This window comes from Vibrio hippocampi, assembly GCF_921292975.1.
In the GTDB taxonomy this organism is placed as follows: Bacteria; Pseudomonadota; Gammaproteobacteria; order Enterobacterales; family Vibrionaceae; genus Vibrio; species Vibrio hippocampi.
In genome coordinates, this window is the sequence record NZ_CAKLCM010000003.1 from 1,585,564 (window position 1) to 1,598,000 (window position 12,437).

At 45.5% G+C, this 12,437-nt stretch carries 13 protein-coding genes; 4 read left to right on the plus strand and 9 right to left on the minus strand.

Annotated features, from left to right (window positions below; translation table 11 throughout):
- Nucleotides 1-144: 144 nt before the first annotated feature.
- Nucleotides 145-759: an AmmeMemoRadiSam system protein A gene (gene amrA, locus L9Q39_RS19965; RefSeq protein WP_237486995.1), complete on the plus strand. Its 615-nt coding sequence runs from the start codon at nt 145-147 to the stop codon at nt 757-759.
- Nucleotides 760-770: 11 nt separating this feature from the next.
- On the opposite strand, the gene L9Q39_RS19970 is transcribed toward amrA, so the two are convergent.
- From L9Q39_RS19970 to L9Q39_RS19980, 3 genes are all read right to left on the minus strand, one after another.
- Nucleotides 771-1,679, minus strand: coding sequence for a helix-turn-helix domain-containing protein (locus L9Q39_RS19970; protein WP_237486997.1), 909 nt, complete (start codon nt 1,677-1,679; stop codon nt 771-773).
- A 44-nt stretch (nt 1,680-1,723) separates the two neighbouring features.
- Nucleotides 1,724-2,878, minus strand: coding sequence for an alpha/beta hydrolase (locus L9Q39_RS19975; RefSeq protein WP_237486998.1), 1,155 nt, complete (start codon nt 2,876-2,878; stop codon nt 1,724-1,726).
- A gap of 169 nt (nt 2,879-3,047) precedes the next feature.
- The gene (locus L9Q39_RS19980) at nt 3,048-3,698 is read right to left on the minus strand and encodes a glutathione S-transferase family protein (RefSeq protein WP_237487000.1); all 651 of its coding nucleotides are present in this window, start codon (nt 3,696-3,698) and stop codon (nt 3,048-3,050) included.
- Nucleotides 3,699-3,815: 117 nt separating this feature from the next.
- Here L9Q39_RS19980 and L9Q39_RS19985 point away from each other — a divergent pair, with 117 nt between their 5' ends.
- Both L9Q39_RS19985 and L9Q39_RS19990 read left to right on the plus strand, forming a co-directional pair.
- Nucleotides 3,816-4,640 carry a LysR family transcriptional regulator gene (locus L9Q39_RS19985; protein WP_237487002.1) on the plus strand — a complete coding sequence of 275 codons (825 nt, stop codon included), beginning with the start codon at nt 3,816-3,818 and terminating at the stop codon, nt 4,638-4,640.
- 30 nt (nt 4,641-4,670) lie between these two features.
- Nucleotides 4,671-5,135 carry a GNAT family N-acetyltransferase gene (locus L9Q39_RS19990; RefSeq protein WP_237487004.1) on the plus strand — a complete coding sequence of 155 codons (465 nt, stop codon included), beginning with the start codon at nt 4,671-4,673 and terminating at the stop codon, nt 5,133-5,135.
- A gap of 139 nt (nt 5,136-5,274) precedes the next feature.
- Here L9Q39_RS19990 and gad read toward each other — a convergent pair whose 3' ends face one another.
- A complete protein-coding gene (gene gad / locus L9Q39_RS19995; RefSeq protein WP_237487006.1) occupies nt 5,275-6,654 on the minus strand; it encodes a glutamate decarboxylase in 1,380 nt (459 codons plus the stop codon).
- 303 nt (nt 6,655-6,957) lie between these two features.
- Here gad and L9Q39_RS20000 point away from each other — a divergent pair, with 303 nt between their 5' ends.
- Entirely contained in the window at nt 6,958-7,785 is an 828-nt protein-coding gene (locus L9Q39_RS20000; RefSeq protein WP_237487007.1) for a DUF4344 domain-containing metallopeptidase, read from the plus strand.
- A 112-nt stretch (nt 7,786-7,897) separates the two neighbouring features.
- Here L9Q39_RS20000 and L9Q39_RS20005 read toward each other — a convergent pair whose 3' ends face one another.
- The 5 genes from L9Q39_RS20005 to L9Q39_RS20025 form a co-directional block, all read right to left on the minus strand.
- Complete coding sequence (locus L9Q39_RS20005) at nt 7,898-8,773, minus strand: NAD(P)-dependent oxidoreductase (protein WP_237487009.1); 876 nt, start codon at nt 8,771-8,773, stop codon at nt 7,898-7,900.
- A gap of 149 nt (nt 8,774-8,922) precedes the next feature.
- Nucleotides 8,923-9,639: a YebC/PmpR family DNA-binding transcriptional regulator gene (locus tag L9Q39_RS20010; RefSeq protein ID WP_237487011.1), complete on the minus strand. Its 717-nt coding sequence runs from the start codon at nt 9,637-9,639 to the stop codon at nt 8,923-8,925.
- Between the two features lie 147 nt (nt 9,640-9,786).
- Nucleotides 9,787-9,996 carry a DUF3283 family protein gene (locus L9Q39_RS20015; RefSeq protein WP_237487013.1) on the minus strand — a complete coding sequence of 70 codons (210 nt, stop codon included), beginning with the start codon at nt 9,994-9,996 and terminating at the stop codon, nt 9,787-9,789.
- Nucleotides 9,997-10,144: 148 nt separating this feature from the next.
- Nucleotides 10,145-10,345 carry a PA3496 family putative envelope integrity protein gene (locus L9Q39_RS20020; protein ID WP_237487014.1) on the minus strand — a complete coding sequence of 67 codons (201 nt, stop codon included), beginning with the start codon at nt 10,343-10,345 and terminating at the stop codon, nt 10,145-10,147.
- Between the two features lie 460 nt (nt 10,346-10,805).
- The coding region (locus tag L9Q39_RS20025; protein ID WP_237487015.1) for a replication initiator protein RctB domain-containing protein at nt 10,806-12,437 on the minus strand (1,632 nt) is incomplete at its 5' end.

Sequence of the window (12,437 nt, forward strand, 5' to 3'; positions counted from 1 at the left end):
CGACCTCATTGAGAATCTTTTTCCTCAAGAGGGCTTTGGAGAAGTACCCGTTTCAATACAGCGTTGCGTCTAATTCGACACAAGCACTAGTTAACATAAACACTAGTCAACACAAGCAATTATCCTTAGAAAAGGTCGTAGGTTATGCCAGTTACCTTATCGGACAATAGAAAACTCACCGACTTCGATCTCTCGGTGCTGTTGGATATCGTCACACACACACTTGAACACTATTTATCAGGTGCCCCTATTGAGCCACTGACGCTTAGCGACTACCCCACGCGCTTAACGGTACCGGGTGCCTGTTATGTCACACTCACCGTCGCCGGTAAACTGCAAGGCTGCATCGGCACCACAATGACTCAGATGCCACTGGTGCAAGAAGTACAAAGAAAAGCCTTAGGCGCGGCCTGTCAAGATCAACGCTTCACTCCCCTTGTCGCAGAGCAAGCCGATGAGTTAACCATCGAAGTCTCGGTACTCACGCCGCCTACAAGCTTACCCATTGAGTCAGAAGCCATGTTGCTTGATTACCTACAAACCCACCAATGCGGCTTAGTGCTTCAACATGGCAGCAAAAGCGCACTGTTGTTACCCCAAGTCTGGGAAAAGCTGCCCGAGCCGCAGCAATTCCTGCAACACTTAAAACAAAAAGCAGGTTGGAGCAATGATTACTGGCATGATGACATTTGTGTCTCTCGGTTTGATGTCGAGTCTGCACAGCGCCCCTTTCATCACCGACAAGAAGAGAAATCGTAGTTCAGCACTACTTAGTGTTTGGTGCGATATTCTCGAGGTGTCACGCCCACCTTGGCTTTAAATAACTTGGAAAAGTGCTGTGGGTACTCAAACCCAAGATCGTAGGCAATTTGGGTGATACTTTGCTTGCTGCTCAGCATTTGACCTTTAGCTTTTTCGATCAAAAACAAGTGAATATGCTCAAGAGCATTTTTTCCGGTCTGCTGCTTCAGTAAATCACTCAGATAATAAGGCGATAATCCTAGTTGTTGACCACAATACTGCACACTTGGAATGCCTCGCTCAGTGGGCTTATCGCTTTGATAGTATTGATGTAAGAAGTGGTTGAGTTTGTTGATGTACTCATCATTGAGATTGGCGCGCACCATAAATTGACGGTCGTAAAATCGAGAGCAGTAACGAAGTAGCAGTTCGATATTGGAGCAAATCAAGCTTTGAGTATGGCTGTCCATGTTTTGATCACACTCCACTTCGATATTGCGAGCAATGTCACTGACCATAGCGATTTCTCGCTCGGAAAGATGGAGCGCTTCATTGCTTTCGTAATTGAAGAAAGTGTATTGGTCTATCTTTACCCCTAAATCGGTCTTTCGGATCAGATCGGGATGAATGGCGATAGTCCATCCTATACTGTTCGCTGGTGATTCTATCGATTCCACCCTCACCTCTTGATTAGGCGAGATAAACGTCATGGTGCCATCGTCGAAGTCATAGGTTGTCTGACCGTAACCAAAGGTGCAACTGGCGCCATCTTTAAGAGAAAGCAGATAAACCCCAAAGGTGAGATTCGCCGCTTGACCGTACACCTTAGCGCTCACCTCTTTCTGATGAATCACGCTCACTAATGGGTGCAGAGGGCGTCCAAGCCCCAAGCTTTTATGCAGTGTCGATATCGTGTCAATATGTAAGCGTTCGGTCATACGAGCTCTCTTGTTATCGGCTGATGTGCTTGTCTGGTAGAACATCATTGAACCATAGTTGCCATGGTCGATTGTAGCTGTTTGAAGTAAGGATTCCAGGTTAACCTTGCGTGGACCTTGTTGTCTTCGGTATATCCCCAAGCTGAAAACCAAACCGGTTCTCCGCGTTCACACGCATCTCTATCTGATTCACTAAAGCTATTTTCGCAGATTAACTTCTCCGCATGTTGACCATAGTAGCGATTCTCAGGCGCAAACAACGAGCTCATATGCGAAGCGGTACTGATGTGTAAATCGTCACGCTTCATAGAGTAAACCGCCACGTTCTCCATCCCTTGTACAGCCTGCTCAGAACCATACCAAATCATCTGGCTGTTCGGGTTAATAAAATGGTTTTCGAAATAGTTCGCTAGCGCCTTAGCATCAATCACACTGTCCGCTTCACTCACAACCATCAAGGTCGGCATCGTCAAGGTATTATGCTTAAGTTTATCTCGCAATACTTTGGCACTCTCTGAGTAAGCCAACGCTGCAACAATCGGCGCTGAGTTGTACTTGGCAAAGTTACGTTCAGGCGCCGTCCAACCATCGGTAAACAGGGAAACAAACGGTGTGAGTTTTTCTAAGACAGGGGTCACGGTCTGGAAACCAGGAGAAAACAGCATCAACCCATCAATGTTTCCCTCCTCCATCGCATGAATGGTGACAAGATTGCCTCCGGTCGAGAATCCTCCTAGCCAAACCTGTTGATGGTTACCCCTAAGCATAGTCGCATAATGGTGCACCAGCAGTTGCCAGTCAGAATAGGTGGCGTGCGCCATGTGAGCAGGATTGCTGCCATGCCCAGGCAGTAAGAGCGTTTGCACATAGAAACCTTGAGTCACTAGGCTCTGCGCCACATCGCGGAAACTAAACGGTGAATCACCTAATCCATGAACCAATAAAATGGCTTTGTCTGAATCTGGACTGCCCATCTGAAATGGCATGTTCATCTGCATCTCTCTCGCTTTATCTTGCGAAATAAAGGCACGATTCTCCAGTAGCCAGTCTTCGGTTGCCGCCAAATAGTGATCAAAATCTGGCTGAATGTAGTTGTAATAATGCTCAGACTGGTGCAGATCGGCTTGGTATTGATCCGGCGTCGCACAGCCCGCTAATAGCAACAAACCCACCACCAAAGAAAACAACGACTTCATCATAACCTCACTCACACCCAATCTTGAATACCAGCATGTTAGTGAATAGAGACCGCTGAAACTTACACATTTCTCAAAATTAGTTAACGATTTTCCAGAAGTTGTCTGCGTGTTTTTTATATTGGCGATTTATGCGACTTTTTGGCGAATAAAAGCGATGTTGATCCATTCGCTAGGCTCGCTCGATGCCCGCTTCATCCTCTTCAACAATGTCTGTCTCCAAACTCGCTTGCTCAAGCCAGGTTTGTATCGCGGGGCTGCTGAGGACTTTTTGTTGGTACTGCTTTGCTAACGAGGATAAGGGGATGTCATAGGTTTGGAATCGTAATGCGACCGGGGCGTACATCGCATCAGCAATCGACCAATCTCCAAACAACCAACCGGCACCATTTTCCGCCATCTGCTCAGACCAAATTGCGTCAATACGGGCAATCTCTTTTTCTGCATTAGCAGAGAGGCTCACCACGCGCTTTGCTCTGCAATTCATCGGCAACTCATCGCGCAAGGCGAAAAAGCCTGAATGCATTTCACTAGCAAGAGAACGAGCCTTGGCTCGTTGACTCGGATCTTCAGGCCATCCTTTCCCTTGTAGGTGCTGCTCACTGACATATTCTAAAATCGCCAATGAGTCCCAAATCGGGGTATTGCCATCCACCAAGGTCGGCACTTTGGCTGTGGGTGTAATCGACTCAAGTTGCTGATAAAACTCATCGGTGAACAATTTCAGTTTGCACACCTCTACCGATAAGTTGTGCTGTGAAAAAATAAGCCAAGCTCGTAGTGACCAACTGGAATAGTTCTGGTTGCCGATAAATAACTTCATGGTTACCTCCGCTGTCATCGTCGTAATGAATTGATTTTTAGCATAAGCAATGATTCTATTGACGACTAGCGCAAAGATTTGATGGAACCCATTTACACAATCGATGGATGGCAATTTATGGATATTGAGGCACTACGTAGCTTCCTAGCATTTTCAGAAACCGGCAGCTTTACCCGTGCGGCCAAGCAGATTAACCGCACACAATCTGCATTTAGTGCGCAGATGAAAAAGTTGGAGAGTGAAACCCATACCAAGTTGTTTGAACGAGAGGGTCGAAATGTCATTCTGAGTGAATCTGGACTGGCACTTAAGGCGCGCGCAGAGCAGTTGGTTGCGTTGCACGATACGACGCTCAGTCAAATCAAGCGCTATCAAGATAAAACCTCGCTGCGCCTTGGTTGCCCTGAAGATTATAACGACACCATTCTTCCGCGTGTTATTGAAAATATTATTGCCGCAGAACCGACTTGTTCCATCCAGATATTCAGTGAACCCAGTGCCAATTTAAGAGAGGCGCTAGACGCTGGTCAACTTGATGCGGCAATCGTGACTAGAGCTCCAGATAGCGAAGAGGGTTATTGGCTAGATAGCGACAAGGGGGTTTGGATTGCCAATGAAGCGTTTGATATTCAAACCCGCCCCCTGCCACTGGTTCTGTTCCAAAACGACTGTAAGTATCATGCTGCGGCCATTGATAGCCTGTCGAAGCAAGGGATTGACCATCATCTTGTCGCCTGTTGCAATACCGCTTCCGCACAACGAGCTATCGTCGCTCAAGGGTTGGGGGTCGGTGCGATGGGTAAGTTAAGCGTGAATAGGCAAGTCACTATTATTGATAGCTTACCCACGCTGCCATCGGTTGATATTGTATTGCTCACAGGTACAACGCCGCATCCCCTGCTGACACAGACGTTGATAAACAATCTATCATCGACAACTTGATGGCGTGGGCGATAGGATAAACAAAAAAGTATGATCAAGATAAGAAAGTACCAGCACTGTGATGCCCGTGCGCTCTGGCAACTGAAACAGCAGACGATTCGTCGCATTAACAGCCGTGACTATTCACTTACACAAGTGAGAGCTTGGGCGCCAGATGAGATTGACCCCGCAATCTGGCAAAAACGCGTGGATGGAATGAATCCATTTATCGCGTTAATTGGTGATAAGATCGTCGGTTTTGCTGATCTTCAAGCGGATGGTTATATTGATCATTTTTTCTGTCATGCGGATCATCAATCGGTCGGAGTAGGTCGAGCGCTGATGCAACAAATTCTCACGCAAGCCGATAACCAAAATATCGCTCGCTTATACTCCGCCGTTAGCTTAACCGCCAAGCCCTTCTATCAACACTTTGGCTTTCAGGTGGTTAAACAACAACAAGTCGAAACCCGAGGGGAGACGCTGACTAATTTCATTATGGAACGACGGTTGTGATAAAGCCCTTGATCATGCTTTCGTGTAAATCACCCCAGTATGGGGAATCTGCCGCAGGTACCTTATCGTAGTGACTTCAACCGTCACAGAAAAAGGAAGCGAACTCGCTTCCTTTTGGACTCAATTTACCGTTATGAGGTTAACACTTATGCGAGTGTTTATGGTGTCCATGCAGAGCAGGAGGCGTGGCGGTACCACCATGCTGCTCAAGATAATCACAAGCTGCAATAATATCCTCAGCGAGATCGTTTATTGCCGTTCGATTCAAATGGGGGCGAACCACAATACGCAGTGACACCACACTTTCCGCATTAGGCGGCATAGAATAAGCCGATAACACCCAACCCTTTTCACGAACCTTATAAGAGACGTCAAACCCGTTAAACTTGGTTGCTTTATCACTCAAAGTCAACGCTACTACAGGGATCCGCTGCGTCTGATTCATTACCGCAAAATAGCCACTATCAATCAGTCGTTGGCGCAAATGCAGGGTGTTCTCCATCGTGAGTTCCATTATGCGTTTGTAGCCATGGAACCCATAACGTAAGAATTGGTAGGCTTGCGCTATGATGGGTGCGGCATTGCGACTGAAGTTCAGCGTTGCCGTCGGTGACTCCCCACCCAAATAGTTGACATAAAACACCAACTCTTCGTTGAAAATCGATCTATCACGAAATACAACCCAACCTAATCCCGGGTTCACTAAACCAAACTTATGCCCCGACGCATTAATGGATTGTACCCGTGGCAACCTAAAGTCCCACTCGTAGTCTGGATAGAGAAAGGGGTTCACAAATCCGCCGGAAGCCCCATCAATATGCATAGGTATCGATTGACCCGTCTGTTTCTCATACTCATCTAACCAATCATGAATACCTTGAATGTCGTCATCTTCGCCAGTAAATGTCTGCCCCGCAATGGCAACCACACAAATGGTGTTTTCATCGACGTATTGCTCTAAATGTTCTGCCGTTAAACAGTAATTGCCCGGCTCTAAAGGAACAATGCGCGGCTCTACATCGAAGTACTTCATAAACTTCTTCCAGACAATTTGCACATTACCGCCAGTCACCACGTTCGGTCTTGAGCCATCTTTGCCCTCAGCCTGACGTTGTTCTCGCCAATTCCACTTATGAGCCAGCCCTGCCAACATACAAGCCTCTGAGCTACCGATGGTCGCCGCACCGTACGGCTCACAATCTTTTGGACCATTCCAAAGGTCGTGCAGCATACTGACCATTTTCTGCTCTAAATCATAGCTCTTAGGATACATGTCATGGTCAACGTAATTGACATGAGAATGAGCCATTTCTAACTCTTTCAACTCAGGTTCAACGAAGGTCGTGACAAAACTGGACAGGTTTAACATCGGATTGGCATCAGTCCACATATGAGCCTCAACCTGAGCTTTTGCCGCTCTGGCGCAAACCCCCTCTTTGGGAAATTCCCCTCCATAGATCTGCCTCTGAAAGTCTTCATACATAGAAATATTGCCATCAAAATCCTTAGAGTTGGGCATCGCTTGTCTCCTTAACGTTAACGTTGAAGCTGCTGGTCATTATGTTTGAAAGGCAAAAACAGCGTGACTCTTTGCTTAATAAAACAAAGACTTATACCCAAGCTACCTCAAGGTGAAGAATTCAGAAGTAGTGTGGGTATATCGCTAATACAGTAATCAGTATAGACGGTGAGAAAATTTGACTTGATAAATCTTCGACAACCTCGCAAACCTCCATTAGCAAGCCCTGTTTTTGAATAAATCATAAAGATGGCTTGCTTGCGTCTTATACTTATTCAAGCGCAGTAACAATGGAGAACCACTATGGTGCAGGTGTTACGCATACCCAATAGGATCAAGCGTTTTAAAGTGGGACTCTCTAAGAGGTTGATATTAACTGCCCTTTGGTCTGCATTTTCCTTCGCCAACCAAGATCAAATACAGATCGACTATCAAGTCGCCGTCACTACCATTGATAAGCAAGCGCAAGAAGCGATCACCAGCAGTGGTGTCTCCGAATCCGTGAGAGACTTAGCCGATCGCTATTTTCGCTTTCATCAACCATTGCGTATTATTTTTGGTGGGGATGAAGGACCACTTTATGATACCGATCAACATCAAGTATTGATCCCCTACTCTTTCTATATTGAATCGCTCAATTACTTCCTTGAGTACGCAGAGAGAGCGCAAACTGATGCTGAACAAGGGGCATTAGACACCCTACTTCATACGCTTTTGCACGAAGTCGGTCATGCTTATATCGCTGACCACCGCCTGCCTGTGCTTGGTAAGGAAGAGGATGCTGTCGATAACTTTGCCGCCATCATAATGCTCAATTATATCGAGTATGGCGATTTGGCTGCGATCAATGCGGCAGATATGTTTGCACTAGAGTCTGAGGGGAGACCGAACTACTACCAATCGTATGAATACATTGGAGAGCATAGCTTTGACCTACAAAGGTATTTTAGTACTCTTTGCTTAGTCTATGGTAGCGATCCTGAAGCTCACTCAGAGTTACTAAACGAGATAGAATCCGAGCTTAGAGAAGAGAGACAGCAAGCGTGTATTGAGACTTTCTATGAAATCGATACTAATTGGAAAAAGATGCTTAGCGACCACTGGCTTGGAGCAAACCAACCCAAGTTATAGTTGCCGCTAGTTTAGTCAAAAGCACAAACACGATAAGAGTGGTCAGTCGTTATAACTCACCACTCTCCAACCGTGCTTTACAGTGTAAATGTCAGCAATGGTCTAAACTTTGTTATTTGTCAGCGTCCGCTCGGATCGCTTTCAACAATACGGAAGTGTCAGAACGCGACTCTCCTTGCTGTGACAGTTGTTTGTAACGCTCTAAACTTTGCTCTGTCAAAGGTAATTGCAGCCCTTGGCGACTCGCCTCATCGATACAAAAACCGAGATCTTTAATCATCCAATCGATGGCAAAACCAAAATCAAATTTATCTTGCGCCATCGTGTTGGCTCGATTTTCCATCTGCCAAGAGCCCGCTGCGCCATTTTTAAGGCAATCCACTAACGCCGGGATATTTAGCCCACTTTTTTGCGCAAGTAATAACCCTTCCGATAGCCCCGTTAATACACCGGCTATACAGATCTGATTAACCATCTTAGCTCGCTGTCCCTGTCCCACAGCACCCATTAGCACGGACGATTTACCATAGGCAGCAAATACTGGTTGAAGCTGTTCAAAGGTTGCCTCATCACCGCCACACATGATGGTAAGACCCCCGTTTTCAGCGCCCGCTTGCCCACCAGAGACCGGAGCATCCATAAAACCGATTCCACGCGCTTGTGCTGCCTTGGAGAGCTCCTCTGCCAGTTCAGCAGATGTCGTGGTGTGATCAACGAGTATGGCACCGGACTTCATATGAGAGATAGCTCCAGAGTCTGCCGTGGTCATTTGACGCACATCGTCGTCATTGCCAACACAAACCGCGACGACATCGGCATCCTGTACACATTCAGCAATGGTCACACAATGACGACCGCCAAATTCATTTGACCAGCGAACGGCTTTTTCCGTCGTGCGGTTAAATACGAAAACCTCAAATCCGGCCTGAACTAAATGACCCGCCATTGGATACCCCATCACGCCCAAACCGATAAAACTCACTTTCACTGCAATTCTCCTTAATGTTGGTTTAGCTCTGTTTTATTCAACAAAGCTTATCGAACAAAGCTTAATGGACTAGGCTTCATGAACAAAGTTCTATGAACAAAAAAAAAGCCAGCATTAAAAGCTGGCTTTGATAACGAGTTAGCAAATACTTACTGTTCAGCGTTGTGATACACCTGTTGAACATCATCGCAATCGTCAAGCATGTCCAAGAACTTCTGGAATTTTTCCTCATCTTCGCCAGCAATTGCCGTGTGCGTTGATGGTACAAAAGTGATTTCTTCGACATCTAAGGTGAGATCTGGGTATTCAGCATTCAGCGCTGTTTTCGCCTTAAAGAACTCAGTATGAGGAGCGAATACGGTGATCACACCCTCTTCCAGCTCGATATCCGCGACGTCAACGTCAGCCATCATTAAAGCTTCTAATACTGATTCTTCATCTTCACCTTTAAACTGGAATACAGCTTGGTGAGCAAACATGTGTGCTACCGTACCAGGGCTACCAATTTTAGCACCGGTCTTAACAAAGCATTGGCGTACATCTTGGAACGTACGGTTACCGTTGTCGGTCAGACAGTCAACGATAACGCTAACACCACCAGGACCAAAGCCTTCGTAACGAGCTGGTTGGTAATCTTCACCGCCGCCACCGCTTGCTTTGTCTAGCGCTTTGTCAATAACGTGAGCAGGAACTTGATCTCTTTTCGCTTTAGCAATTAGGTGCTTAAGCGAAAGATTCATTTCTGGATCACAGCCACCATTCTTCGCTAATACGTAAATTTCTTTACCGTATTTAGAATAAACTTTAATTTTTGCGCCTTGAGTCTTGGCCATTGAGGCTTTGCGCACTTCAAAACTTCTTCCCATCGGGATGTTCTCTCTAGTTTAAATTTTATCTAGGTCATGTCAGCGTTTCGAGATGAGCTGTCTGTTAATCAACATTCATCTTGAAACGCCAATATGTGACTAGAATTTTAGTAAAGGCAATTCAATTATCGCAAACACAGGCTTGATTTACATAACACCCATAAGGCGCTTGTGCTTCTCTATGCACTGCTCAAACCAAGCTTTCTCACCATCATCATTAATCTTGAGCATCTGCTCACGTACCGCTTCTGGGCCCGCTTTCGCTTCTTTCATCTGCCAAACCACGAACGATGCTTGTTTCTCAAGCTCGATCTTGTTTTTTTCATCAGGTGGCAGCAATGACAAATTATGAGACATAGCACTGTGGTTGGTTAAATAAGTTAGGGACGAAATATACCACCGATAAAGCCCCAAACTCAAATATCACTGTTGTTTAAGATGAAACACTGGTTTGAGATGAAAAAAAGGGTGGTCAGTACCACCCTCTACTCTATTCACGAGTCATTTAGTGAATAAGCCCCAAATCCTTGGCTTCTTCTATGGTTAATCCGCTTTCTCGGATCTCTCTTAATGCCTCGATGCGACGTCGCGCTTGCACTGATTTTGTTTGAGATGAAGGACGTGATTCTTCCTTGATATCGTCTGCATTATCCCACTTAGTTTTAATGGCCGTCATTTCATCATGATCGATAGAATTTATAGACATTAGCACCTCCACAATAACCCATCTGGGGATTCCTAATCTGTAGCAAATCCGCCCTAGCCTGTTAAGCGTTAGAGTTTAAGAATGTGATAAAACGATAATTTTTGGAAAGCAAATTTGAGAATAATTGATAGCTTTTGATATTTGCTGCAACTGGCGCTACAGTGAAAAAATTAGCCGCAAAAACTGGACTTTGATCCAGATCCAATTCTGCTGTCAATCGCCCCCTTACTCATTGTGATCAACACGCAAAAAAAAAGCGAGCCCATAGGACTCGCAAAAATATCAGAATGAATGTAACAATATGAACCAATCTAAGCATGTGATAGAAAGGTCTAAAGGTTGTCTATTCGCGAAATATCTTAGCGCCCACTTCGCCGCACATTGTCAAAGCCGTGTCAGCCATACCGTACAATCATCAATAAAAAGCAACAGAGTGTAACTGAATGTTATGTCGCACTATCTAGATAGCGACTTCATCCAACACTCTAAATACACCCTCATCAAAATGACCTTCAACGACCTGTTTGCAGACTTTCTTTCTCACGGCCAGAGCCGAAATCAAACGCTCAATTGATAAGTGCTTATTCTCTTGTCGCGAGTTATACAGCTCAATCACTCGACTCAGCGTTTCGTAAGAAACGACTTCGTCTCCAACTCGTAGCCAATCAAGCTTCTCCATGAGCTCAGAACACTCTTGTTTGATCGAGTTGACCGAATGACCAGTCATAGCAGACAAAGCCGATACACTGCGTTCTAGAGCTTCTTGCGAGGTATATTTGGACAAAATGATCGTGATCTCATCAGCATTGATCTCAACCAAGTGTTTTCGTTGTTTAACTCGACGCCCTAAATTACCGCGTGGAGAAGCCGGTTTACGCTGAATCGGCTCAAATTCACCATCAATGATGGTCGACAATTCATCTAACTGTTTTCGAGTAACTAATTCATTTCGCAACGGGTTTGGTAAGGTTGGTGCCATATTGCGCTTACCGGCGTTAGTAGTGCGCGCGCGTGAATAACGGAGCACCTCTTCAACGTCACAACGAATATCAATCTGATAATCTGGAAGTTTCGCATCCGGATCCATACAAGATACCGTCATATGGTAGCCCCACAGATTGACATCAAACTCATCTTCTTTGCCTTCGGATCCACCCAGTTTTCTCAGCTCTCTTAAAAGATCCATAGAAAAGCGGCGCCAATCGATATTTCTCGCCAGCTTCTGATTGAGTTCAGACAATAATAAACAATCAGTATGGCGACGAGACATACGGCTACGAAAATACGAATACAACTGAAACACTAAGGTATGTTGTTTTAGGATTTCTGGTGGGAACAAGAAAAAGTAGTCACGAGTGAGTAGTTCTTCATAAAACGATGGTTCCCAGACCAAAATGTAAAGATTGGGTTTGATCTTTATCTCGCCATCAGCCCCTTCACGAGGCGCTTCTTCTGACGCTGTGATGGTGCGAGCAAGAAATCGGAAACGGTCACTCTTGAAACCCTCAGGCATATTCTCACTCAACCAACGTCCCGTCAGTTCATGTAACTGAAAGTCCGTAAACTCAATACGATCAATACTATCGCGAATAGAATCACGAGCTGGACCACTGTCTTTTTTGCCCCTCAAAGACAAGATATCGGTGATATACAACGGCGTCTTATTTGGAACGTGAGTCGCGTCGAGTTGGTATTCGTTTTGGTGATGATCATGGTACTGTACCGTTAAGGTAAACAGCGCGAATAACGTCATAAGATCGTCAACCGTCATAATGTTTTTTGACGAACGCGTTTCAATGACAGCTCGGGTTCCAGAGATGGAAACCATAGACTTCTGATAGCTTTTTCGAGTTCTTGGTGGCGCCAATGCTTGGTCTATGATCCCTGCCCAGTTGGTTGGTGAAACCACAAACTGATCCGCTTCATCCAGCATGGTGGGTGGCGTATAAAGACCATGCTCATTAAGCAATCGTTTATTCACTTGAGTTTGAGCTAACGCTTTGGATTTTTTCTGTTTTTCATTTTGTTTAACAGATTCAGTGACTAAGCTTGTCGCACCCAGTACAGACACCAGTTGGCTTGGGTTTACAAA

Coding starts and splice junctions, on each gene's coding strand:
- amrA (WP_237486995.1), top strand. CDS start 145: ATGCCAGTTACCTTATCGGACAATAGAAAACTCACCGACTTCGATCTC.
- L9Q39_RS19970 (WP_237486997.1), bottom strand. CDS start 1,679: ATGACCGAACGCTTACATATTGACACGATATCGACACTGCATAAAAGC.
- L9Q39_RS19975 (WP_237486998.1), bottom strand. CDS start 2,878: ATGATGAAGTCGTTGTTTTCTTTGGTGGTGGGTTTGTTGCTATTAGCG.
- L9Q39_RS19980 (WP_237487000.1), bottom strand. CDS start 3,698: ATGAAGTTATTTATCGGCAACCAGAACTATTCCAGTTGGTCACTACGA.
- L9Q39_RS19985 (WP_237487002.1), top strand. CDS start 3,816: ATGGATATTGAGGCACTACGTAGCTTCCTAGCATTTTCAGAAACCGGC.
- L9Q39_RS19990 (WP_237487004.1), top strand. CDS start 4,671: ATGATCAAGATAAGAAAGTACCAGCACTGTGATGCCCGTGCGCTCTGG.
- gad (WP_237487006.1), bottom strand. CDS start 6,654: ATGCCCAACTCTAAGGATTTTGATGGCAATATTTCTATGTATGAAGAC.
- L9Q39_RS20000 (WP_237487007.1), top strand. CDS start 6,958: ATGGTGCAGGTGTTACGCATACCCAATAGGATCAAGCGTTTTAAAGTG.
- L9Q39_RS20010 (WP_237487011.1), bottom strand. CDS start 9,639: ATGGGAAGAAGTTTTGAAGTGCGCAAAGCCTCAATGGCCAAGACTCAA.
- L9Q39_RS20015 (WP_237487013.1), bottom strand. CDS start 9,996: ATGTCTCATAATTTGTCATTGCTGCCACCTGATGAAAAAAACAAGATC.
- L9Q39_RS20020 (WP_237487014.1), bottom strand. CDS start 10,345: ATGTCTATAAATTCTATCGATCATGATGAAATGACGGCCATTAAAACT.